A 22,848-nucleotide genomic window follows, 5' to 3' on the forward strand; every position below is an offset into this window, starting at 1 on the left:
TTATTCTTTAAATCCCATCCAGCGGCGGACAAGTTTTAGCTTTTCAATGAAAACTTCCACTTCCTGCTGTGTGTTGTAAAAGTAGCAGCTTGCGCGCGCAGTTGAGCCTACTCCAAGTTTCTGCATCAAAGGCTGAGCGCAATGATGGCCTGCCCTAACTGCAATTTTTTCTGTATCAAGAATAGAAGCAATGTCATGCGGATGCACGCCGTCAATCGTAAATGTAACAATTCCGCAGTGCTTTTTATAGTCGTTGTTTCCAATTATGTGAAGATAAGGAATTTTTTTCATTCCCTCTATCATTGTCTGGGCAAGAGAGTCGTCATTTTTTTCTATATTACCAAGCCCGATTCCCTGAATATATTCAATCGCCTTTGCAAGCGCAACAGCACCGCCGGCATTTACAGTTCCGGCTTCAAACTTATGCGGAACTTCTGCAAAAGTCGCAGTTTCGCGGGTAACATATTCAATCATTTCTCCGCCACGCAAAAAAGGCGGAATCTTTTCAAGTAGATGTTTTTTTCCATAAAGAGCGCCAATTCCCATAGGAGCGCAAAGCTTGTGCCCCGAAAAAGCAAAAAAGTCCGCATCCAATGCCTGCACATCGATTTTTTTATGCGGCGCGCTCTGAGCTCCGTCTACAACAACATAAGCTCCCTTTCCACCGTTTCCAACTTTATGAGCATAGCTTGCAATTTGTTCTATAGGATTCGTAATTCCAAAGACATTGCTAACCTGCGCAACCGCAACAATTTTTGTCTTGGAATTTATTTTTGCCTTTATCTCCTGTTCTGAAATTTCCGCAGAAGAATCGCATTCAAGCCACACGAGTTTTGCGCCCTTTGCATTGCAGACCATTTGCCACGGAAGAATATTAGAATGATGCTCCATGCAGCTTACAACAACTTCATCTCCTGCCTGAACTTCAGAAAGTCCAATAGTGTACGCAACAAGATTCAGGCTTTCAGAAGCATTGCGTGTAAAAATAATTTCCGCAGGCTCGGCGGCATTCAGGAATTTTGCAACAGAAGCCCTTGCGTTTTCATAGTCATCAGTCGCCCTTATGCTCAAAGCGTAAAGTCCGCGCAAAGGATTGGCATTGTTGCTTCTATAAAAATCAGCTTCCGCCTGAATCACACATTCCGGTCGATGAGTTGTAGCCGCACTGTCCAAGTAAATAAGCCCTTCATTTTCCGGCCGGCTGAATATCTTAAAATCGCTGCGTATTTCTTCTGCACTGAACATAGTTTCCTCGTTATATAATCGCTTCAACAAAAGAATTGATTTCTTCCACAAGGCTTTCATCTGGAATAAACCGTGAAACCTTTGAAACCTTTGCCTTTGTCAAAAGCTCTCTCGCAGTCTTTTCGTCAACTCCGCGACTCTGCATATAGAAAAGTTTTTCCATATCAACTTTGCCAATTGAGCACCCATGGCGGCCTTCAACAGCTTCCTCATCGCAAAGAATAACAGGAAGGCTTTTGTTCACAACGTCCGGGCTAAGTAAAAGAACATCCTCCTGCTCATCTCCCACTGAATCCGCGCAGCCTTTCTTAAAGTCGATTGTGCCTCTCCAAGTTTTTTTCGCCTTTTCAAGCAAAACTCCGTCTACAGAAAAACGGCTTTCACTGCTTTTGCCTGTCTGCAGCGCAACCTGGTTCATGTCAAGGAAAGACTCACCTTTTACAACGTAGGCTGCTCTTCCCAAGAAACGGCTCCTGTATCCTTCAAGGCTATTGAAAGTTCCGCTGAACGTTTTTTTTCCGCCAAGTTCAAGCTCCGTTATTTCTATAGTCGCATTGTCCTTGCAGTTTGAGCCAACTGAATTAAAATGCACGGCGTTTTTTCCAAGCAAGTTCACACAGCAAATATGCACATGCGAATTCTCTTGTGCAAGCACACGGATTCTAACTCCAAGCTGAGCATTTAAAAGTTCCGGTTCACTTTTATAGACAAAAATATAAGAAGCCTGCGAATTTTCCTTTGCATGAATTATAATGTCGCAAACAGAAGCTTCGTTTTCCTGCGCAAAAAGCTCAATTTTTTGAACCTGATTTTTGGATTCCGCAGTAAAAAGCAAAGTCTTTATTCCGTTTTTCTGCAAAAGAGAATCAAACTTCTTGTCAAAGCCTTCGCCAAGCCCGGTTTTTATTGAATCATATAAAGCAGAATTTTCAATTTCTTTTGCGCCGGAAATTGAGACGCAAGATTTAAATTCACTGCTGAACTCAAGGTGCGCCCTGTTTATATTCAGAAAATTCCAAGTGAGGCTTGGAAACTGGTTTACATCTATTTCAAAATTTTCCATTTCTAGCCCCTTACATGCTGCCTTTCATTTCAAGCTGAATCAAGTTGTTCATTTCAACAGCGTACTCAAGCGGAAGCTCCTTGCTCACAGGATTTGCAAAGCCTGAAACAATCATCGCCCTTGCATCTTCCTCGCTGATTCCGCGGCTCATAAGATAAAATATCGCCTTGTTGGAAATGCGCCCGATTTTTGCCTCGTGTCCAATGTCGCAGTCGTCTGTCATTACATTAATTGCAGGAACAGTGTCGCTGCGACTTTCATCGTCAAGCATGAGCGAAGAGCAGTCAACGCTCGCCTTTGAATTTTTCGCGCCTTTGTTCACGACTATGGAACTTCTGTAAGTGCAGGCACCGCCGCCTTTTGAAATGGACTTAGTGTTTATTACAGTCGAAGTGTTTTTTCCAATGTGAACCATCTTTGCGCCAGTATCAAGATTTTGACCTTTGCCTGCAAAAGTGATTCCAGTAAATTCAACACTTGAATTGTCGCCCTTTAAAATTGTAGTCGGATACAAATATGAAATGTGGCTTCCAAAACTGCCGGAAACCCATTCCATGCGTCCGTTTTCTTCAACAATGGCGCGCTTGGTATTCAAGTTGTACATATTCTTTGACCAGTTTTCAATTGTTGAATAGCGCAGCCGGGCATTTTTCTTTACATAAAGCTCAACGCAGCCTGCATGAAGATTCGCAACATTGTACTTTGGAGCGGAACAGCCTTCAATAAAGTGCAAGTCCGCGCCCTCGTCCACAATAATCAATGTATGCTCAAACTGGCCGGCTCCTGCCGCATTAAGCCTGAAATATGACTGCAAAGGAATCTTTACCTTTACATTCTTTGGAACATAGACAAAACTTCCGCCGCTCCAGACAGCCCCATGAAGAGCCGCGAATTTATGGTCAGACGGAGGAACTAGGTGCATAAAATATTCCTTTACCATTCCGCCCCATTCCTCGCTTTTTAACGCCGACTCAAAATCCGTGTAGATTACGCCCTGCTCCGCAACTTCCTTTATAACATTGTGGTAAACAACCTCGCTGTCGTACTGCGCTCCAACTCCGGCAAGACTTTCACGCTCGGCTTCTGGAATTCCAAGCTTTTCAAAAGTGTCCTTTATGTCTTTTGGAACGTCAGCCCATTTCGCAGCCATTTCAGTCTTAGGCTTTACGTAAGTTACAATTTTCTGAATGTCCAAATCGCGGATGTCCGGTCCCCAGTCAGGCTCATTTATCTCGTTGAACAAATGAAGGCTCTTTAAGCGGAACTCTTTCATCCATTCAGGGTCGCTTTTTTCCTCGCTTAGCTTCTGAACAATCGAATCGTCAAGTCCTGCGCGTATTTTATAAAAGTCCCTGTCGCTTTCCTCGTAGCGAAAATCATAAAGAGAACGGTCAATATCTGAAACTTTTGTTTTTTCTTCGCCCATAAAAATTTTCCTGGTTAAAGTCCGCCGTTGACAGCGTTCATCTTTACAGCGTCCATTGCGGCTCTTGCAGCGGCGGCAAGCTTTTCCTTGCGCTCGGCATCTTTTATTTCCTGCGGAATAAAGCCATCAAAGCCTTCCTCGTTTATCTTCTGAACAAGGCTTCCGTCCCCGGTATGAACAAGGCGGCCTTTTACGATGATATGGGTTTTGTCCACAGAAAGATTTTCAAGAATTCTAGTTGAATGGGTTATTACAATAAGAGAACCGCCGGAAGCTTCCATGTATTTTTTGATTCCCTCGGAAACAATGCGGCAGGCGTCAACATCAAGCCCTGAATCCGTTTCGTCAAGAATGGCAAGCTTAGGCTTAAGCATCAAAAGCTGCAAAATTTCGCTCTTCTTTTTTTCTCCGCCACTAAATCCAACATTCAAATCGCGCGAAGCATAGCTGTGATCCATTTTTAGCAGATCCATGTTTTTTTCAAGCTCGCGGCTGAACTGCATCAGCTTTACTTTCTGGCCTGTAACCTGCTGCATTGACGAGCGGATAAACGACTCAAGAGAAACGCCCGGAACTTCAAGCGGCTCCTGAAAGCTAAGGAAAATGCCTGACTTTGCCCTTTTGTCCGCGGAATCGGCAGTGATGTCCTGCCCATTAAAAATAATTTTTCCGCCGGTTACAGAATATTCGGGACTTCCCATCAAAGTATAGCCCAAAGTTGATTTTCCAGCTCCGTTCGGTCCCATAAGAACATGGATTTCTCCAGGAGCAACGTCCAATGAAATATTTTTAAGAATCTGTTTTTCGCCAACAGATGTGCACAAATCTTGAATTGAAAGCAGCGGTTCTGCCATAGGATTCCTCATTTTAAATGTAGTAGGCTTTTTTAAACCGAAGTTCTAAAAAGTTCCCATGTATGACTAAAATATACTGATATTATAGGAAAATTGCAATGTTTAGGAATCAAGTCCCCAGGGCAAACGCATTATAAATTTATTCAGCATAAAACTGGCTTTCAGGCACGGTTTCCTGGTTCAAAATCGCGCAATAATGCGCTACACGCTGATTGTTGCAAAGTAACTATAGAATTGCCCGCTCACGCGGTCGCAACAATCAGAGTGTTTTTGCCCCAGGAACCGTTTCTTCGCGCAAACTTTACTTAAATTATTTATAATGCGTTTGCCCTGATCAAGTCCCAGAGCTTCAGCATGAAAAATAAAAACGATAATATTTTACGTCAAATACTATTAAAAAATCAAATGAAAAATAACTTATTTTGTACAGTTATAACGAAGATTTATTTAAAGGGGGACAGATCTTATTTCGTGTAAAGTGGGAACAGACCTTATTTCATGAGGAAAAAAAGTAATTTAATTATTCTTGGCAAAAATCGAGATAGAATAGACTGTTTTTGTAGATTTGATTTAACACAAGTTAATACAATTAATTTTCTTAAGGAATGAATAAATCCATTGTATTTTGAAAAAAAATGTGATAAATTTTTATAAAAAATTGCAAGAATTTAAAATTAGCAAAAACATGATAAATATGGAAAAATTTAAGCTCATTTCAACTTTATTTATTTCAATTCTTCTAATTTTTTCAGGCTGTAATGTAGAAACAGATACTACTCAACCAGGTCAAATCATAAATACAGAAAGTCAAACTGTAACTTTCAGCAACAACAAAAATGCCAATTTCACGATGATTGACATTTCTTTCATCGATGGAAGAACCTCAGACTCAATTATTTTAGGCGAAGATTTACTTGAAGTTCCCTACACGACGAATGTAAAACCATTCCGACTTGCAATGTACGAAACAAGTTACAACACCTGGTATGAAGTTTTAAAATGGGCAAAAAACAACGGCTACACGATTGTAAATAAAGGCGTTGAAGGAGTTTTTGGCGAAGTTGAAAAAGAAAATAATATGTCAGGACCAGGAGAAGAGCCAAAACTTGTTGAAATGCCTGTTTGCCGTCTTACTTGGCGCGATGTAATGGTATGGTGCAATGCATTAAGCGAAATGAAAGGTCTTGAACCAGTTTACTGCACAGACAAAGATTTTAAAACACCTTTAAGAGATTCAACTGGAGTTGCTTTCGGTGATTTAGAAAATTATGCGATAGAACCGGGAGAAGTTGACAATCCGTATGTAAACACAAATGCAAACGGTTTCAGGCTTCCTTATGTAAAAGAATGGGAATATGCTGCACGAAAGCGCCTTGATGGAACTGCAATTTCTGGAAGAAATGTTTCTGGAGATGAAGCTGGTTCTGCAATTAAAACAACAGCCACAGAAAAAATGAACGGAATATCGTTTACTTTTTCTACAAAACAAAACGAATATTGCTGGCAAAGGCAAAACAGCGCTTCAAACGGACCTTCAAAAACTTACACAGGACAAGATGATACAACCACAACGCTTTCAACAAAAACAGGAAAATCCATCTCTGGAAGAAGAATGCATCTTTCAGGTGGAAAACTTCCAAATCATTTAGGATTTTTCGACATGAGCGGAAATGTTCCTGAATGGTGTTTTGACTACGATGTTTCTTACGGTTCAGTTTATAAATTTTCTACAGCACGAGGACTTAGAGGCGGAGACTATTTAAATGAAATCGTAGGTTCACGATGTTCCGGATACAAAGGCGGTGCTTTAGTTGGGCTTACAAACGGTTTCCGTATTGCACAGAATCATTAAATGAAAAAACTGGTTACAAAGCATAAAATGTTTTTGATAAGGAAATTGTATGTAGTAATGATATCTTACGGTTCATCAGACATCTGATAAATAATCAGCTATTAATATTGAGATTAATAGTGCAATAGATATTAATCGTAATTGAATATAATTTCTAATCTTCCCCATTTTCATTCTTAATCCCATTTTCAACAATCAAAATAGCTAATTTTGTATTTTCTTCAGGTTCTCCTCTATTAAATGGGTTTCTACTCAAAGATTTTGCCATTACACCTATATTTTTTGCTTCATTAATCATCTTGGCAATTTTTCTCCATTTATCATCTTTGAGAATTGAGATACATCCAATGGTAGTTCCAGAACCTCTTTCATGTAAACGTAATTGGGATTTTTTAGTATTAGAGACTTTATCATCTCCGTAACAATCATCTCTTGCTTCAAGGCGAAAATGCCCATCTGAATTTGGCAATAAGACATCATAAACACCAAAAGGAATTCCTTCAAAGAATGGAACAGATTTTCCTTTTATTTGTCCACCAGACATAAAAGTTGCTTCTATTTTTTCATTTGTTTAATAGCTAAAAAATAATCTTGACCTTTTAGCTTTATATGCTTAGAATTTATGCATTATGCTTGGAGCATTCGTGTTTTTAATATCAGTTTGAGTTTATATCCTGCGTGCTCAATTCTAAACCTAACTAGACTTCAAAAAAAATCAAATTAGATTCACAAAGCAATGTGACTAGATTATGGTGCTTAACACTGTAGTAATTGTATATGATTTCTAAAGGTACAGGCTACTATGCCTTACGCTACAGTTTGTCTGGGCTTGTTATACAGTTTGTCTGTAGTGGCTATACAGTTTGTCTGGGGCGTAAGCACAATCAAACTGGGGCGGCTATACAGTCTGTCTGGGGCTTAAGCACAATCAAACTGGGGCGGTTGTACAGTCTGTCTGTGCTTGCTGTACAGTTTGACTGTAATTACAATACAAAGAAAATGGCATACATGAATCAAACGCTTAAAAACAAAAAGTCCGCTTCCAGAAAACCAGAAACGGACTAGTGACGCTTGGCGGGCTCGAACCGTCGACCCTCTGCTTAGAAGGCAGATGCTCTAATCCAGCTGAGCTAAAGCGCCGAATGGAGAATAGTCTATATTATTTTGCAAGTTTCTTCAAGTGAAAAAAGCGATTTTTTGCAATTTTTAGAGAGCTGCACTAATAAAACAAACTATTGTTCTTCTATTTTATCATTATTTTTATCTTCACAGCCTATAGCATTTATATATCCACCAGAAATTCCACTTCCGTCTAAAGTAAGATTGCTGAATTTTATATTTTTAAGTTCCGTAACAACACTAATTGCAAAACTGGACAGGCTTACTGTTACAACTCTATTGTGGTCAAACCTTTTTCCATTTTGACTTTTGTTACAGTTTGGCATTACAAAGTTTGCGCCGCAGTCCGCAATTGCAATCTCTTTTGGCTTTATGGCAACAAATCTGCGCGGCCCGTAGAATTTTTTGCTGTTTTCAGAAAGAGACGGAATGTATGCTGTCAAAGGCTTTAAACTTTCTCCACCATATATCGCGTCCCCAACAGGAGCTATCTGCCTTGAAGAACCAGTCCAGCCCAAGGTGTCAACTACTTCAAATCCTGAGTCTGTGCTTTGTATTTTTAAGAGCGCGCCGCGGCTGTACATTGTGTTGCTTAGGGCATAGTTATAGTTAAACGAGTCCTCCGAATCGCCCGATGAATTGCCCACATTCGAAACAAGAACATAAACTGTTCCGTCATAAAGAATTGCAACATCAGTAATCGCGCCGGAAACGCCTAGGTCTGAAACAGATTTTGCCGAGCCGACCTTAGAAACCGCAAATGTGCCGTCAGTTTTTTCTGTAATTGTAGCACGCTGGAGATAATATATTTCTTTTTGTTTATATGAAAGATAAAGAACGCTGCCTTGAATTGCAAAAGAACAAAAATCACTATCATCAAAAGGAATACTAAAATCTGAATCTTTTGGTGTTCTGCCATTGCTATCCAATTCTTTTATCTTTGAAAAACAAATTGTATTAGTATCCTTATTCTCATCATAAGAATACAATCCAGCCCATAAAACAGCTGCGGAATCATCATAATAAAGAGAATCTTGGAAAGGAAATAAGTTTATAAAAGGAAATAAGTTATCTGTTGAAATTTCTGAAGTAATGTTGCTAGTAGATTTTATATAATAATGATTATCATCATAATTTAATATCATTACATATTTATTACCATCCGTATCTTCTGCAAAAGATGTAGAATTGTCAGAAATCGATGTACTTGTTACATCAGTATTTTCAGATATACTAGAAAAGCCTTCAAAATAATTTGTATAATCTGTATAACTATACTTCCACAGTATATATCCGCTGTCCAGAATACTGCTTGCAAAAAGCTTAAGGGCAATTGAGCATTCCGCAGTTTCTCCGGCGGTAACTTTTATAGTCTCGCTTTTTCTTGCAAGAAGAACATCATTTGTGTCATAGGCTTCCACCTGGACTGTGTAAGTGGCAGGCTCAAGCTCGTCAAATACTATGTCCGCCCCCCCCGCCTCGGAAGTTTGAGTTTTTAAGTTTTCGCCGTCCAATAAAAGGGCTACTTTATATGTCTTTGCATTTTTCTTGCTAAGAGTGTATGCGCCGCGCGAACCGCTTCCCGGAAGAGCAACACGGATTGCGCCGTCTTCTCCAGAAGAGCCTCCCATATTCATGCAGGAAGCAAGCAAAAACAAAAAAGAAACCAGCGCAGTAAAACCAAATTTTCTCATAAAAAACCTCCAGTGCTTATAAAGATATTATGATTCAAATTCGGACGGAATTCAAGTTTTTGATTTAAATTTAGACAAAGAGAAATGATTTAGTATCATTCTTGTGATGACATCTATATATCCTGAATGTCAAGTTTTATGATTTTATGTCATTATCGGGCTTGCCCCTGCGATGTTTCTTAAAGAAACCCGGTTTATAATCTATTGAGATTTTACAACAGATTCCTGACCGAGTTTACTGCGTAAACATCGCAGTGTCGTAGCACGGGAAATGACACTTAAATTGCTGTTCTTATCAAAACTCGAACTTAAGGGAAATTAATTATCCAACACTGTCCAGCTGCACTAATAAAACAAACTATTGTTCTTCTATTTCATTATTATCTGTATCTTTATATTTACAGTCTTTAGCATATATATATCCACCAGAAGTTCCACTTCCGCCTAAAGTAAGATCGCTGAATTTTATATTTTTAAGTTCCGTAACAACATTAATTGCAAAACTGGACAGGCTTACTGTTACAACTCTATTGTGGTCAAACCTTTTTCCATACAGCTTTTTGTTACAGTTTGGCATTACAAAGTTTGCGCCGCAGTCCGCAATTGCAATCTCTTTTGGCTTTATGGCAACAAACCTGCGCGGTCCGTAGAATTTATTGCTGTTTTCAGAAAGAGACGGAATGTATGCTGTCAAAGGCTGCAATATTGTAAGAGTAGACTCATCTTTTGCTTCTCCAACAGGAGCTATCTGCCTTGAAGAACCAGTCCAGCCCAAGGTGTCAACTACTTCAAATCCCGAGCTTGTGCTTTGTATTTTTAGGAGCGCGCCGCGGCTGTACATTGTGTTGCTTTTGTCATAATAATAGTTAAACAAGTCCCCCGAATCGCCCGATGAATTGCCCACATTTGAAACAAGAACATAAACTGTTCCGTCATAAAGAATTGCAATATCAGTAATCGCGCCGGAAACGCCTAGGTCTGAAACAGATTTTGCCGAGCCAACCTTAGAAACCGCAAATGTGCCGTCTGCGTTTTCTGTTATTGAGGCACGCTGGAGATAGCAAGTGCCATTATCATAGGATTTATAAGCAAAATAAAGTGTGCTGCCCTGCACTGCAAAAGTGCTAGTGTCACTACCTTTGGTAGAATCAATTATGAAATTAGAACTTTGTAACGTTGTTCTGTTTGTTGAATCAGGAGCACCGTTTATTCTTGCAAAATAAAGTTGTTTTCTACTACTACTATCATATGCTCCGACCCACAAAGAATCTGTAGTATCATCATAATAGAGACAGTCATAAAAAAGAGTAACATTATCTGTTTTTATACTTGATGAAGAATTATTGGAAAGATTTGTTATAGAATAAGATAAAGTATCACTGCCCATTGTCATTACATACTGTGCGCTTGCAGTTTCTGCAAGACTTACATACTGGTAGGAAGAATAAAATTGTGAGTTTTCAACTTCAGTATTTTCAGATATACTAGAAAAGCCTTTAAAATATTTTTTTAACTCTCTATAATTCCACAAGATATAATTTGACTCCAGAATACTGCTTGCAAAAAGCTTAAGGGCAATTGAGCATTCCGCAGTTTCTCCGGCGGTAACTTTTATAGTCTCGCTTTTTCTTGCAAGAAGAACATCAGTTGTGTCATAGGCTTCCACCTGGACTGTGTAAGTGGCAGGCTCAAGCTCGTCAAATACTATGTCCGCCCCCCCCCGCCTCGGAAGTTTGAGTTTTTAAGTTTTCGCCGTCCAATAAAAGGGCTACTTTATATGTCTTTGCATTTTTCTTGCTAAGAGTGTATGCGCCGCGCGAACCGCTTCCCGGAAGAGCAACACGGATTGCGCCGTCTTCTCCAGAAGAGCCTCCCATATTCATGCAGGAAGCAAGCAAAAACAAAAAAGAAACCAGCGCAGTAAAACCAAATTTTCTCATAAAAAACCTCCAGCTCATAAAGATATTATGATTCAAATTCGGACGGAATTCAAGTTTTTTGATTTAAATTACAAAAAAAATGGCCGCACAAAATGCAGCCACTGTCTAATAGAAAGTTTTTTATAAAATGCAGTTAAGGAATTTCTTTAATCTCTCGGACTTTGGAGAGTCAAAAATCTGCGACGGCGTTCCTTCTTCCGCAACGATTCCGTCTTCCATAAAAACAACTCGGTCAGCAACTTCACGGGCGAATCCCATTTCATGCGTTACAACAACCATTGTCATTCCGCCTTTTGCAAGCTCCTTCATAACGGAAAGAACTTCGCCGACCATTTCCGGGTCAAGCGCGCTGGTAGGCTCGTCAAACAGCATGACCTTTGGCGACATCGCAAGGGAGCGCACAATCGCAATTCTCTGCTTCTGACCGCCGCTTAAAGTTGAAGGATAAACGTCCGCTTTGTCCGCAAGCCCAATCCGCTCCAAAAGTTCCATCGCTTTTTCATCCGCCTGATTTTGAGAAAGAAGCTTGAGCTTAACCGGCGCAAGAGTGATATTTTTTAGAACCGTAAGATGCGGAAAAAGATTAAAATGCTGAAAAACCATTCCCATCTGGCGGCGCACAAGATTTATATCCGCATTTTTGCTTGTGATGTCGTTTCCTTCAAAAAGAATAGAGCCGGAATCTGGGGTTTCAAGAAGATTAAGGCAGCGCAGAAAAGTGGACTTTCCAGAGCCGGAAGGCCCTATTATTACAACTTTTTCGCCCTGTTTTATTGTCTGCGTTATGCCTTTTAGAACTTTCAGCTCTCCAAAGCTTATTTTCAAGTCTTTAGTCTCTATCACTTTTTGCCATCCTTTTTTCAAGAATCGAAAACAGCTTTGTAAGCCCAAGCGTAAGGCAAAGGTATATAAGGGCGCACGAAAGAAGCGGAATCCAGGCGTTGTAAGTGGCGTTGCGGATCATGTCTCCGGCTTTTGTAAGATCCATAACTGCAATAAAGCTTGCCACGGAAGTTTCTTTTATAAGAACTATGAATTCGCTTGTGTAAGTAGGAAGAACAGCTTTTGCTGCCTGCGGAAAAATTATCATTGTAAGAGTCTGCCAGTAGTTCAGCCCCAAAGAACGTCCTGCCTCCATCTGCCCTGAATCCACGCCTTGTATTCCTGCGCGGAAAATCTCTGTGCAGTAAGCCCCGGAATTTATTCCATAGGCAAGAGTCGCAACCAGCACACGGTCAAGCCCAAGAGGAGCAAAAACAACAAAGTAGAAAATCATGAGCTGGGTTGCCAAAGGAATTCCGCGGATAACGGTTGTGTAGATTTCCGCAACTATCCTCAAAACAGGATTCTTTGAAATCTTGAACAGCGCGAACACTGCTCCCAAAATCGTTCCGAGGATAATCGCGACAATAGCGATATAAATTGTAACTCCCAGTCCCTGCAGAAGCAAAAGCCACCGCTGCCCGGAAATAAGCGTATCGTAAATTGAATCAAACACAGCCGTCTCCAAAAACTACTTACGGACTATAATAACCTGATTTGAAGTGAAGTACGGCTCGGAAAAATCCACGTTCTTCTTGCGCTCTTCTGTAACGCTCATTCCGGCAGCAATAAAATCAATCGCTCCGCTAGAAAGAGCTGGAATCAGGCTGTCAAAAGACATATCAACAACTTCAAGAGACTGTCCCAAGTCCTTTGCAATTTTCTGACCCATTGTAATGTCAAAGCCAACAATTTTTGTTCCCTCAACATATTCAAATGGAGGAAATGCGGCGTTTGTTCCAAGCTTTACAACTTTTCCAGAAAGAGCCTCATCGCCAGGAATTTTTACAACTCCGTCAGCAGGCATAAATGCGTTAACAAGCTCTTCGTATCCGCCGTTAGCCTTAAGAGAAGCAATTGTCTTGTTGATTGATTCCAAAAGGGAAGAGTTGCCTTTTTTTACAGCGATTGAATATTCTTCCTGTGCAAATTTTGAATCCACAATCTTGAGCTTTTTGCTGTTGCGGGAAACAATCTGCTTTGCCGGAAGCTCGTCAAGAACAATAGCGTCAATCTGGCCGTTCATAAGGTCAAGAGCAGCATCCATTCCAGACTTAAAAGAAGAAAGTTTTGCATTCTTCAAATTTTCCTGAACATAAGTTTCGCCGGTTGTGCCGCCCTGAACTCCGATGCGTTTTCCGTCAAGATCTTCTATTCCTTTGATTTGAACAGACTTTTTCTTTGCGCTTACAGGAAGAACCATGCAAGCTGCCAATGCAAATGCCAAAACAACAGTTTTTTTCATAAAATGCCTCTATTTAAATATTTAAATTAAAGATTATGTTTCCATATCAAATCTGAAAACTCACATATTCTAGCAGTTTTTCAGTTGATTTTCAATTAAGAGCCGATTTTCTAGTGAACAAGGCTGCCCTTAAATGTGTTTCCGTTCAGACTGTCTATATGCACTTGCACAAATTTTCCGATTAGAGAAACCGGAGCTTCAAATGCAATGCGCTCGTTCTGCTCTGTCTTGCCCAAAAGCTCATTGGCGTTGTCGCGGCTTATAATGTCGGCAAGAACCTTTATGTTTTTTCCAACCTGCTTTTCCATCACTTTTCTTGTAATTCCAAGCTGAATGTCTATGATTTTCTGAAGACGCTCTTTTTTTACTTCAAGCGGAATCTGGTTCTGCATTTTTGCGGCGGGAGTTCCTTCACGCGGATTATAATAGTACATAAACGCGCTTTCAAATTCCACTTCCTTCATAAGAGAAGCCGCCTGCTCAAAGTCTTCTTCAGTTTCTCCAGGGAAGCCAAGCATGATGTCCGTTGTAAGCTGAATTTCCGGAATACGTTCTCGCAGTTTTTGAACAAGCAAAAGATATTGTTCGCGTGTATATTTGCGGTTCATGGCTTTTAAAATTGAATTTGAGCCGTGCTGAACCGCAATGTGAAGTCCGCGGCAAATGCGCTTTTCTTCCGCAATCACATCTATAAGCTCGTCAGAAAAATCCTTGGGATTGCTTGATTCAAACCGAATCCATTCAATAGGAGAATTTGTTTGCTCCAAATGGCGGCAGATTGTTTTTAAAAGGTTCGGAAAATTCATTCCGTCTGCGCCCTTGTAAGAATTCACGTTCTGCCCCAAAAGCGTTATTTCCTTTACACCGCGGCGGGCAAGCACATCAAGCTCATGCAGAATCTGTTCCACAGGACGGCTCACTTCCCTGCCGCGCACATAAGGAACAATGCAGTACGAGCAGAAATTGTTGCAGCCGTGCATAATGGGAACAAAGGTTGAAAACGCGCCTTCCTCATACGAAGTTTCCGCAAAAACGTAGACAGGCTCTTCGTCAGTCTGTATATATTTCTGGCCTTCCTCAACCGCCTGGATTATCTCTCCGAATTTATTTTTTGCAAATGTGCCCACAACATAGTCAACGCAAGGCCATTGCTTTTGAAGCGACTTTAAAAGACGTTCAGCCATGCAGCCCATTACAATCAAAGTAAGAGGAACCGCTCCGTTTTTCTGCACATATTCCGCGGCAATTTCCATGTTTCTTTTTTTTGCGTCGGGAGCGCACGAACGCACTTTCTTCAGCCCTGAAAAAAATCCTAGCCGCCCGAATATTCTTTCTTCTGCGGAACCGCGCACAGAGCAAGTGTTTATTACAACAAGGTCGGCAAGCTGAGCGTTTTCAGCCTTTTTCCAGCCGCGTGAAATTAAAATCTGTTCAACGGAAGCGCTTTCGGCAATGTTCATCTCACAGCCGTAAGTTTCAAAAAAATAAGTCATCTGCTCATTATAAAGAATAAACTGTCATTGCACAATTGAAAAAGATTGCATTTCCAGGGCAAACGCATTATAAATGTATTCAGCATAAAATTGCCTTTCAGACACGGTTTCCTGGTTCAAAATCGCGCAATAATGCGCTACACGCTGATTGTTGCAAAGTAACTATAGAATTGTCCGCTCATGCGGTCGCAACAATCAGAGTGTTTTTGCCCCAGAAACCGTTCCTTCGCGCAAACTTTACTTAAATTATTTATAATGCGTTTGCCCTGATTGCATTTCTACCAAAACAAAAATACAACAAAAATATGATTTTTAAGTATAAAAAGTATACAATAAAACGGTTTTCATAATATTTTTACAAATTGTTTGACACAGACTTTTTGTCATTATAAAATTCGGAGCATAGATTGAAAATAAGGAGGAAATTTCAATTGAAAAAAATCTTAGCAATGGCAGCCGCAATGGCAATGTTTTCTGCGGCAGTTTTCGCTGATGTGGCTTGCAAAAAGCTCGACAATGGAAAAGTAGAAGTTACATTCTCATATTCACACCCGAGCGCAAAAAATGTTCTTCTTGCAGGCGACTTTACAAACTGGCAGTCTGGCGCAAAGACAATGAAAAAAGAAGGCGACACTTTTGTATACAGAAAAGTTGTTTCAGAAAAAAGCGTCCTTACTTACAAGTTCATCATAAACGGAAACTGGATGACAGACAAAAACGCTCCGGCGACAACAGATGACGGATTCGGCGGAAAAAACGGTGTTGTAGACGTAAAGACGCTCATAAACTAAAAGCCTAAAACATTGAAATGATTATCAAACGGGTTTCTTTCAGAAACATCGCAGGGTCAAGCCCGATAATGACAATGTTTTAAGTTTTCCCATAATAACATTAAAACCAAAAGCCCTTGTGCCGGAGATGCGACAATGCAGTTCCGGCATTTTTTATGCTTCACTAAATTCCGTGTAAGCGTAGGCATTGTGATTGTGAATGCTTTCAAAATTCTTGCATTCCACGCTGAACCAGCTGAAAGGCTTTTCGCTTTTTGAGAAATTCTTAAGCGCAATAAAAACTTCGCGGACAACATCTTCCACAAAACGAGGATTTTCATAAGCGTGCTCGGTAACAAACTTTTCGTCCGGGCGTTTTAAAATGCTGTAAAGTCCGCCGCTTGCACTTTTTTCAACTTCCTCAATCACGTCTTCAATCCAAAACAGGCTTGAATTTTTTAGCTTTACAGTAACAATTCCGCGCTGGTTATGCGCACCGTACTGGCTGATTGCCTTTGAGCAAGGACACAATGTTGTAACAGGAATTTTAATTTTTATAAAGAAACTGCTAGAAGCAGAACTAACCTCTCCCTCGTAAGTGCATTCATAGCACATTATGCTTTCCGCATGGGAAACTGGCGCCTGTTTTTTCATAAAGAAAGGAAATTCCATTGAGCCGAACGCGCGCTCCGCATCGAGGCTTTTTCTGATTTCCTCAAGCATAAAAAGAAACTGCTTCATTCCAAGATTTTCCCGGTGGCGGTGGAAAATTTCTATAAAACGCGACATATGTGTTCCCTTGTAATTGTGCGGCAGATTCACAAAAAGATTCACTTTTGCGCACGTTTTCTGAGAGCCTTCCGCCTTGTCCAAAACCTGAACAGGATAGCTCAAGTCCGTAACGCCAACTTTCTGCAAGGGAATTTCGCGTGTGTCTTTTGAATTCTGAATGTCAATCATTTTGAGCCTTAAAATTTTCCGCGCTTTCCAAAGTATTGAAAATGAGCATTGCGATTGTCATAGGACCAACTCCGCCCGGAACTGGAGTTATAAAGCCCGCGACTTCTTTTGCGCCTTCAAAGTCAACATCGCCGCAAAGCCTGAATCCGCTTTTCTTTGTGGAATCGGGAATACGGTTTACGCCCACGTCAATTACAGCCGCGCCTTCTTTTATCATGTCAGCGGTAACTGTGTTAGGACGGCCGGAAGCCACAATCAGAATGTCAGCCTTTTTTGTATAGTCCGAAAGATTTTTTGTTCCTGTGTGGCAGATTGTAACAGTTGAATTGAATTCTTTTCTAAGCATCAAAAGAGCCATAGGCTTTCCAACAATGTTGCTGCGTCCGACAACAACGACATTTTTTCCGCTTGTCTCAACGTTCATTTTCTTCAATAAAACGGTAATTCCGTTTGGAGTGCAAGGAAGAAATCCTTTTTCGCCGGTAACAAGCCTGCCCACATTCACTGGATGAAAACCGTCAACGTCTTTTTCTGGACTGATTGAATTTGTAACTTTCTTTTCGTCAATATGCGAAGGAAGCGGAAGCTGAACAAGAATTCCGTGCACAGTTTTGTCTTCGTTCAGTTTTTGAATCAAGGACAAAATCTCCTGCTCTGTGGTTGACTCTGGAAGCTCTATGCTTCTATCTTCCATTCCGGCTTCTGCAAGGGCCTTTCTTTTCCCTGAAACATAGCTTACGCTCGCAGGATTGTTTCCCACAAGAATAACAGCAAGGCAAGGCGTAACTCCGCTTTTCTTAAGCTCCGAAACTTTTTTTGCAACATCGGCTTTTACTTCCGCGGCAATTGATTTTCCGTCTATAATTTTTGCGCTCATCTGTAACCTTCCATTTTTTGTTTTCTTTTTTTATAAAGCATATGCAGAAATCCAAATGTCGCTAGATTGATAAAATCCTTGAAACCAAGTATAATTGCTTGGCGATATTCAAGGAAAAATCCATTTGAAAACTGCCTAAGCATAATATAAAAAAACAGAACAAATTACCATAGAAGAATTTGCTTTTATGTTAAAGGAAAAATTATGAAACGTTTAATTACGCTTTTGAGCGTAGGAATTATAGGAATTTACATTTCATCGGCACAGGCTGCGCTTCCAAAGACAACTTTTATGCAAAGCTCTCAGGATGAAAATTCAGGCGATGACAGTGATGACGGAGACGAATACACGGAAGGCGACATCAGCTTTGATCTTGGAATGAATCTTCCGGGAGACCAATACATAAAAATTGCGCTTGGTCTTTGCCTTCCGTTGAATTTTCCAGACTTTGAAAGCACCATAAAAGGAGATTCGCAGCTAAAGCTCGGCGGAATTGGTTCTTTAGGCTACCACTACTTTTTAACTTCAAAAATGGCAATCGGATTCGATGTAAGTTTTGGATTCAATGTTTCGATTGGAAGCCACGTTTTCAACTATGTTCCATTTATTGCAGCGTTCACCTACCAGCCGGTTGCAGGAAGATTTGAATTTCCACTCACAATCGGACTTGGATTTGCATGGGAATCTTTCGGCGGAAAAAATTACTTTCCGGGGCTTGTTGTAAAACCGGAAGCAGGAGCAATGTTCCGCCTTACAGAAAGCTGGTCGCTCGGACTTGAAGCCTCGTATCTTCTTATGCCGCAGTTTTCTTCCTGGTACAATGACAATGCAGAAAACTTTGCAGGACAGTTTCTTACATTCAGCGTAACGGCAAGATACCATTTCTAATTTTTACAAAAGGAAAACAAATGAAAAAGTCAATTATAAACAGCATTTTTCTTTGCGCAGCTTTTGCCTGTCTTGTAGGATTTTCTTCCTGCCACGACGACATTTACGGCGCAATCAACAACGAAATAAAACTGAACTCAAGCGGCTTGCAAGGCGATATGCATTCAATCGTTCACTACAAAAACTACATCTTAACTTGCAACGGAGAAATTTTTTACAAGACAAATAAGCCTTCATCCGAAACAGGACTTCACAATGGGCAATGGAATAGCACAACTTCCCCTACTTCAGAAAAAGGCGACAACGGAATTCCTGCCACAACATATTTTCTTGCAACCGACAGTGAATATCTTTACGCGCTGACTTACATCTGGGTTGAAAATGACGACGGAGAAAACGAGCCAAAGACAGCGACAATTTACGCGACAAATTCAGATCCTGCAAACGGACTTGTCTGGACAAAAGTTGCAAACATCAGCGGCGGAAACTATTCTTTTGAAAACGCAAAAGTAATATTCGACAATAAATATTTTTCTGTAGTTGACGACAATTCAGTTTCAATTGCAAATAGAGAAGCCTACGCAAGAATCAGAGCATCATCCCAAGACACTTACAAGCTTTACAAATTGAACGGAAGCAAAGAGCCCACAGAAGTTCCTAATCCAACTTTTATCGGCGAATCTGATGCAACGAACGCAATTTCAGCATGTTACTTTAATGGCAGCACTTATTTTTCAAAATACTATGGAATGTCTTCCAACGCAAACTGTCTTTATTACACAAAGACTTATACAAGAAGCAACAACGTAAGCACAAACTCAAGTCTTTACTATATAACAGCCTCAGATGCTACAGAGCAGTCTGTTGACCTTGATGCCGGCGGACTTCTTTCTATTGCCGCTGCAAAAGACTATATTCTTCTTGGAACATCAAGCGGACTTTCAAGGGTTAAAATTAATGAAACAACTGGCATTCCAGATGGCGACACTTCAAGCATGGAAAGCAACGGAAATTCTGTAATTTCTGAATATGTGTTCATGGTTTTTGTTCTTAATCCGAATAAACGTGAAGGTTCTAACGACACAACTTTAGGAACAGATGAGTACGCGGCTTCGACTATTTACGGCTCAATACGCTCAAGTTCAGACTCCTGGGATGATGCAGGTCTTTACGCTTGGTATCCTGCAAAATATGAATGGAACCGCGACGGAGACTAGCCTGAAAAAATGGATGAGCTTTTTTCCAACTTAAAAGATTCCCACGAGCCTCTTGCTGCCAGAATGAGGCCCAGAACTCTTGACGAGTACATAGGGCAAGAGCACATCGTAGGCAAAGGAAGACTTTTAAGAAGGGCGATTGCAGCAGACCAGCTTACATCTGTTATTTTCTACGGGCCTCCAGGAACAGGCAAAACAACACTTGCGCGCGTAATTGCAAACCACACAAGTTCAAATTTCATTACGTTGAATGCAGTTCTCACGGGCGTTGCAGATATTAGAAAAGCAATTTCCGATGCAGAAACTCAAAAAAATCTTTATAAAAGAAAAACAATTTTATTTGTAGACGAAGTTCACCGCTGGAACAAAAGCCAGCAAGACGCTCTTCTTCCCTGGGTAGAAAACGGAACTATAATTTTAATAGGCGCGACAACAGAAAATCCTTTTTTTGAAGTGAACAAAGCATTGGTTTCAAGAAGCAGAGTTTTTCAACTCAAGCCGCTTACAAAAACAGATTTGCTCAACGCCGCAAAACAAACTTTGTCCGACACTGAACGCGGCTATGGAAAATGGAATGTTGAATTTGAAAAAGGCGCACTGGAACATTTAATCGAAACTGCAAACGGAGACGCAAGAAGCCTTTTAAATGCGCTGGAGCTTGCAGTTGAAACAACTCCAGAAAAATGGCCGCCAAGCTTTGGAAGCACAATCTACATTTCAAAAGAAGCCTGCGAAGAATCAATTCAAAAAAAAGTTGTTCTTTACGACCGCGACGGAGATTACCATTACGACATAATTTCCGCATTTATAAAAAGCCTAAGAGGTCGAGATCCAGATGCCGCCTGCTACTGGCTTGCAAGAATGGTAAAAGCTGGAGAAGATCCGCATTTTATTTTTCGCCGTATGCTTATTTCAGCTTGCGAAGATACAGGGCTTGCAGATCCAAATGCAATTTCAATTGTTGAAAGCTGCGCCGCTGCCTTTGACAGAGTAGGACTTCCTGAAGGCAGATATTTTTTAACACATGCGGCTTTATATCTTGCAACTGCGCCAAAGTCAAATTCCTCAATGGCATTTTTCGACGCCTTGTCTTCTGTTGAAAAAGAAGATGCTGATGTTCCAAATCATTTACGGGACGCTTCAAGAGATGCGGAAGGATTCGGACACGGAGCTGGCTACCTTTATCCGCACGCTTACAAAGACCACTGGGTTGCCCAGCAATATTTGCCGGACACTCTTGTTGGAAAAGTTTTCTACACGCCTTCAACTCAAGGCTACGAAGCAAAAATCAGAGAAGATATTCTTTCACGTAGGGAAGCACAAATCGCGTCAATTCTTGAAGATAGCGAAGAAAAAGATTCAGAGCAAATAAACGCAGTTTCTGACTGGTGGAAAGAAGCAGGACATTTTCACGGCTTAAAAAAAACTGGAGAAAATCTTACATACACCGCGGAAAATCCAAGAAAAAATTCTGCTCTTGAAAAAAGCGAATCTCTTTGGCGGGCAAGACTTGAAACAAACAAGGCGCAGACTTTGCTTGGAATACGGAACGCAATGACAGAAGCCGCTAGCATTTTAAGATTCCACAGATGCCTTGTTGCAAACGCAGATGATGCGCTTCTTTTATTCGACCTTATACGAAAAACTCCAGAGGGCTTAGTATGCGGAATATGCAGAACTCCAAACGGAATGCAATCCTTGGCACGATACGCTTCAACGCTAGAAGAACTAGATCAGCCAAAACTCTGCATAAAAAAAGACACACTAAGAAATTCCATTGCTGTTTTTGGTGATATAGAATTTGACAGATTTTTTGCCCGTGATATTTTTTCTACAAAAGATGACATCGAAGAGTTTTGCGTTTCTTTAAGCGACGGATTTTTTGGAACAGAAAAAATAAAGCGCGACATTTCCTTCAGCACAGAAGAAGTTCAAAACGGAACAAAAGAGCTTTTTCCATTCTTTGAAAAAAATGCACAGGTTATAACTTCACAAAGAATCCCTTGTTCGGGTCAGCATTTGACAAAGCTAATTGAAGAAACACTTTTTAAGGATAAAATTGCAACTAAAGAAATAAAAAAACTTTTGCAAGAATCTGAACAAGCGGAAAAAGATTTTTTTGAAAATATTGCGAACCCTATTTTTTCATGGAACGAAGAAACTGTAAAAAATATTTTTGAGCAAAACAATTTTTCTTGTCTTTACAAATCCGCATTTATTTTGGAAAAGCGAAAAATCAGTGTACCAGAAACCGAACGTTGGTTTAACGCAGAAAATTCTTCTTACGGCAAATTTATAAAAGACAAGCTGGGCAAGGAAAAATTCGAAAAACTCAAAGAACTTTTTATTCAGGCTGCGGAAAAAAATATTTTCAATTGGAAAACCAAAAACACAATTTTCATAATTTCTGCAAAACAAAAAAAATGAATCTTAAAGCTGGCGAAACAATAGAAAATCTCCATATAAAAACTCTTAGACTTATTCAAGGAAAAAAAGAATTTCGGTTTGGAATTGATGCAGTTCTTTTATCAGACTTTGCGCGCACAAAAGGAAAATGCAAAGCTTGCGACTTGGGAACAGGAACTGGAATAATTCCGCTTTTAATGTCTGAAAAAAATCCAGAGGCAAATTTTGAGTGCATAGAAATTCAAGAAGAATCAGCAGACATGGCAAGACGAAACGTAGAGCTAAACAACCTGCAAGAAAAAATCAAAATATTCTGCGCAGACATAAAAGAGCCGTTTAAGGTTTTACAAAAAAATTCTTTTGACGCTGTTGTTTCAAATCCGCCTTACATAGAAATTTCAAACGGAAATACAAACAAGACAAAGCCCCTTTCTGTTGCGCGCCATGAAGTTTTCTGTACGCTCGAAGACGTAATAAAAACTGCCTATGCACTTTTGAAATCCCACGGAAAATTTTTTATGATTCACAAGCCTTTCCGCCTGCCGCAAATTTTTTCTTTGCTTGAAAAATACAAGCTTGCTCCCAAAAGAATTAAACTTGTTTTTCCAAACAAAGAAAAAGAAGCTTCAATGGTGATGATTGAATCTGAAAAATGTGCAAAGCCTTATTTAAAAGTTGAAAGTCCAATAATCGTTTACGGCGACGATGGAAAATATACAAGACAAATTGAAAAAATTTACGGACGAAACTAAAAATC

20 protein-coding genes and 1 tRNA gene are annotated in these 22,848 nt (G+C 40.2%); 6 read left to right on the forward strand and 15 right to left on the reverse strand.

The window, feature by feature from the left end; genetic code table 11:
• From TRESU_RS07715 to sufC, 4 genes are read right to left on the reverse strand one after another with little or no spacing between them, the layout of a single operon-like run.
• Window positions 1-1,245, reverse strand: coding sequence for an aminotransferase class V-fold PLP-dependent enzyme (locus TRESU_RS07715; RefSeq protein WP_013701689.1), 1,245 nt, complete (start codon window positions 1,243-1,245; stop codon window positions 1-3).
• Window positions 1,246-1,255: 10 nt separating this feature from the next.
• Window positions 1,256-2,308, reverse strand: a complete 1,053-nt coding sequence (locus TRESU_RS07720; RefSeq protein WP_013701690.1) for a SufB/SufD family protein — start codon at window positions 2,306-2,308, stop codon at window positions 1,256-1,258.
• Between the two features lie 10 nt (window positions 2,309-2,318).
• A complete protein-coding gene (sufB, locus tag TRESU_RS07725) occupies window positions 2,319-3,734 on the reverse strand; it encodes a Fe-S cluster assembly protein SufB (RefSeq protein ID WP_013701691.1) in 1,416 nt (471 codons plus the stop codon).
• Window positions 3,735-3,748: 14 nt separating this feature from the next.
• A complete protein-coding gene (gene sufC / locus TRESU_RS07730) occupies window positions 3,749-4,588 on the reverse strand; it encodes a Fe-S cluster assembly ATPase SufC (RefSeq protein WP_013701692.1) in 840 nt (279 codons plus the stop codon).
• Between the two features lie 685 nt (window positions 4,589-5,273).
• Here sufC and TRESU_RS07735 point away from each other — a divergent pair.
• On the forward strand, window positions 5,274-6,440 hold the full coding sequence (locus TRESU_RS07735; RefSeq protein ID WP_013701693.1) for a formylglycine-generating enzyme family protein: 1,167 nt from the start codon (window positions 5,274-5,276) through the stop codon (window positions 6,438-6,440).
• 154 nt (window positions 6,441-6,594) lie between these two features.
• Here TRESU_RS07735 and TRESU_RS07740 read toward each other — a convergent pair whose 3' ends face one another.
• The 9 genes from TRESU_RS07740 to miaB form a co-directional block, all read right to left on the reverse strand.
• Window positions 6,595-6,984, reverse strand: a complete 390-nt coding sequence (locus TRESU_RS07740; protein WP_013701694.1) for a hypothetical protein — start codon at window positions 6,982-6,984, stop codon at window positions 6,595-6,597.
• A gap of 521 nt (window positions 6,985-7,505) precedes the next feature.
• A tRNA-Arg gene (locus TRESU_RS07745) sits at window positions 7,506-7,580 on the reverse strand.
• Between the two features lie 92 nt (window positions 7,581-7,672).
• On the reverse strand, window positions 7,673-9,253 hold the full coding sequence (locus TRESU_RS07750; protein WP_013701695.1) for a hypothetical protein: 1,581 nt from the start codon (window positions 9,251-9,253) through the stop codon (window positions 7,673-7,675).
• Window positions 9,254-9,611: 358 nt separating this feature from the next.
• Window positions 9,612-10,919 carry a hypothetical protein gene (locus TRESU_RS07755; protein WP_013701696.1) on the reverse strand — a complete coding sequence of 436 codons (1,308 nt, stop codon included), beginning with the start codon at window positions 10,917-10,919 and terminating at the stop codon, window positions 9,612-9,614.
• A 31-nt stretch (window positions 10,920-10,950) separates the two neighbouring features.
• On the reverse strand, window positions 10,951-11,193 hold the full coding sequence (locus TRESU_RS07760) for a hypothetical protein (protein WP_013701697.1): 243 nt from the start codon (window positions 11,191-11,193) through the stop codon (window positions 10,951-10,953).
• 120 nt (window positions 11,194-11,313) lie between these two features.
• The gene (locus TRESU_RS07765; RefSeq protein ID WP_013701698.1) at window positions 11,314-12,036 is read right to left on the reverse strand and encodes an amino acid ABC transporter ATP-binding protein; all 723 of its coding nucleotides are present in this window, start codon (window positions 12,034-12,036) and stop codon (window positions 11,314-11,316) included.
• The gene (locus tag TRESU_RS07770) at window positions 12,023-12,691 is read right to left on the reverse strand and encodes an amino acid ABC transporter permease (RefSeq protein ID WP_013701699.1); all 669 of its coding nucleotides are present in this window, start codon (window positions 12,689-12,691) and stop codon (window positions 12,023-12,025) included. The genes TRESU_RS07765 and TRESU_RS07770 overlap by 14 nt, the downstream gene beginning before the upstream one ends.
• A gap of 15 nt (window positions 12,692-12,706) precedes the next feature.
• Window positions 12,707-13,480 carry a transporter substrate-binding domain-containing protein gene (locus TRESU_RS07775; protein WP_013701700.1) on the reverse strand — a complete coding sequence of 258 codons (774 nt, stop codon included), beginning with the start codon at window positions 13,478-13,480 and terminating at the stop codon, window positions 12,707-12,709.
• Window positions 13,481-13,590: 110 nt separating this feature from the next.
• Window positions 13,591-14,973 carry a tRNA (N6-isopentenyl adenosine(37)-C2)-methylthiotransferase MiaB gene (gene miaB / locus TRESU_RS07780; protein ID WP_013701701.1) on the reverse strand — a complete coding sequence of 461 codons (1,383 nt, stop codon included), beginning with the start codon at window positions 14,971-14,973 and terminating at the stop codon, window positions 13,591-13,593.
• A gap of 431 nt (window positions 14,974-15,404) precedes the next feature.
• Between miaB and TRESU_RS07785 the strand changes: the two genes are divergently transcribed.
• Window positions 15,405-15,764 (forward strand): glycogen-binding domain-containing protein, encoded by a 360-nt coding sequence (locus tag TRESU_RS07785; protein ID WP_013701702.1) that lies wholly within the window; start codon window positions 15,405-15,407, stop codon window positions 15,762-15,764.
• Window positions 15,765-15,917: 153 nt separating this feature from the next.
• Here TRESU_RS07785 and folE2 read toward each other — a convergent pair whose 3' ends face one another.
• Window positions 15,918-16,703 carry a GTP cyclohydrolase FolE2 gene (gene folE2, locus TRESU_RS07790; protein WP_013701703.1) on the reverse strand — a complete coding sequence of 262 codons (786 nt, stop codon included), beginning with the start codon at window positions 16,701-16,703 and terminating at the stop codon, window positions 15,918-15,920.
• Window positions 16,696-17,580: a bifunctional methylenetetrahydrofolate dehydrogenase/methenyltetrahydrofolate cyclohydrolase FolD gene (gene folD / locus TRESU_RS07795; RefSeq protein ID WP_013701704.1), complete on the reverse strand. Its 885-nt coding sequence runs from the start codon at window positions 17,578-17,580 to the stop codon at window positions 16,696-16,698. The genes folE2 and folD overlap by 8 nt, the downstream gene beginning before the upstream one ends.
• A 204-nt stretch (window positions 17,581-17,784) precedes the next feature.
• On the opposite strand from folD, the gene TRESU_RS07800 reads away from it, so the two are divergent.
• The 4 genes from TRESU_RS07800 to TRESU_RS07815 are packed head-to-tail and all read left to right on the forward strand — an operon-like array spanning window position 17,785 to window position 22,843.
• Window positions 17,785-18,468 (forward strand): TP0733 family outer membrane beta-barrel protein, encoded by a 684-nt coding sequence (locus TRESU_RS07800; protein ID WP_013701705.1) that lies wholly within the window; start codon window positions 17,785-17,787, stop codon window positions 18,466-18,468.
• Window positions 18,469-18,488: 20 nt separating this feature from the next.
• Window positions 18,489-19,685: a hypothetical protein gene (locus TRESU_RS07805; protein WP_013701706.1), complete on the forward strand. Its 1,197-nt coding sequence runs from the start codon at window positions 18,489-18,491 to the stop codon at window positions 19,683-19,685.
• 9 nt (window positions 19,686-19,694) lie between these two features.
• Window positions 19,695-22,112 carry an AAA family ATPase gene (locus TRESU_RS07810; RefSeq protein ID WP_013701707.1) on the forward strand — a complete coding sequence of 806 codons (2,418 nt, stop codon included), beginning with the start codon at window positions 19,695-19,697 and terminating at the stop codon, window positions 22,110-22,112.
• Window positions 22,109-22,843, forward strand: coding sequence for a tRNA1(Val) (adenine(37)-N6)-methyltransferase (locus TRESU_RS07815; protein WP_013701708.1), 735 nt, complete (start codon window positions 22,109-22,111; stop codon window positions 22,841-22,843). The genes TRESU_RS07810 and TRESU_RS07815 overlap by 4 nt, the downstream gene beginning before the upstream one ends.
• Window positions 22,844-22,848 lie beyond the last annotated feature (5 nt).

It is taken from the genome of Treponema succinifaciens DSM 2489 (genome assembly GCF_000195275.1).
Lineage (GTDB): Bacteria > Spirochaetota > Spirochaetia > Treponematales > Treponemataceae > Treponema_D > Treponema_D succinifaciens.

What these genes read in the sequence shown, in the direction of transcription:
- TRESU_RS07720 (WP_013701690.1), bottom strand. Translation starts at nt 2,308, where the DNA reads ATGGAAAATTTTGAAATAGATGTAAACCAGTTTCCAAGCCTCACTTGG.
- TRESU_RS07750 (WP_013701695.1), bottom strand. Translation starts at nt 9,253, where the DNA reads ATGAGAAAATTTGGTTTTACTGCGCTGGTTTCTTTTTTGTTTTTGCTT.
- TRESU_RS07805 (WP_013701706.1), top strand. Translation starts at nt 18,489, where the DNA reads ATGAAAAAGTCAATTATAAACAGCATTTTTCTTTGCGCAGCTTTTGCC.
- TRESU_RS07810 (WP_013701707.1), top strand. Translation starts at nt 19,695, where the DNA reads ATGGATGAGCTTTTTTCCAACTTAAAAGATTCCCACGAGCCTCTTGCT.
- TRESU_RS07815 (WP_013701708.1), top strand. Translation starts at nt 22,109, where the DNA reads ATGAATCTTAAAGCTGGCGAAACAATAGAAAATCTCCATATAAAAACT.
- folE2 (WP_013701703.1), bottom strand. Translation starts at nt 16,703, where the DNA reads ATGATTGACATTCAGAATTCAAAAGACACACGCGAAATTCCCTTGCAG.
- TRESU_RS07760 (WP_013701697.1), bottom strand. Translation starts at nt 11,193, where the DNA reads ATGAGAAAATTTGGTTTTACTGCGCTGGTTTCTTTTTTGTTTTTGCTT.
- sufB (WP_013701691.1), bottom strand. Translation starts at nt 3,734, where the DNA reads ATGGGCGAAGAAAAAACAAAAGTTTCAGATATTGACCGTTCTCTTTAT.
- TRESU_RS07800 (WP_013701705.1), top strand. Translation starts at nt 17,785, where the DNA reads ATGAAACGTTTAATTACGCTTTTGAGCGTAGGAATTATAGGAATTTAC.
- TRESU_RS07740 (WP_013701694.1), bottom strand. Translation starts at nt 6,984, where the DNA reads ATGTCTGGTGGACAAATAAAAGGAAAATCTGTTCCATTCTTTGAAGGA.
- TRESU_RS07735 (WP_013701693.1), top strand. Translation starts at nt 5,274, where the DNA reads ATGATAAATATGGAAAAATTTAAGCTCATTTCAACTTTATTTATTTCA.
- sufC (WP_013701692.1), bottom strand. Translation starts at nt 4,588, where the DNA reads ATGGCAGAACCGCTGCTTTCAATTCAAGATTTGTGCACATCTGTTGGC.
- TRESU_RS07775 (WP_013701700.1), bottom strand. Translation starts at nt 13,480, where the DNA reads ATGAAAAAAACTGTTGTTTTGGCATTTGCATTGGCAGCTTGCATGGTT.
- folD (WP_013701704.1), bottom strand. Translation starts at nt 17,580, where the DNA reads ATGAGCGCAAAAATTATAGACGGAAAATCAATTGCCGCGGAAGTAAAA.
- TRESU_RS07715 (WP_013701689.1), bottom strand. Translation starts at nt 1,245, where the DNA reads ATGTTCAGTGCAGAAGAAATACGCAGCGATTTTAAGATATTCAGCCGG.
- miaB (WP_013701701.1), bottom strand. Translation starts at nt 14,973, where the DNA reads ATGACTTATTTTTTTGAAACTTACGGCTGTGAGATGAACATTGCCGAA.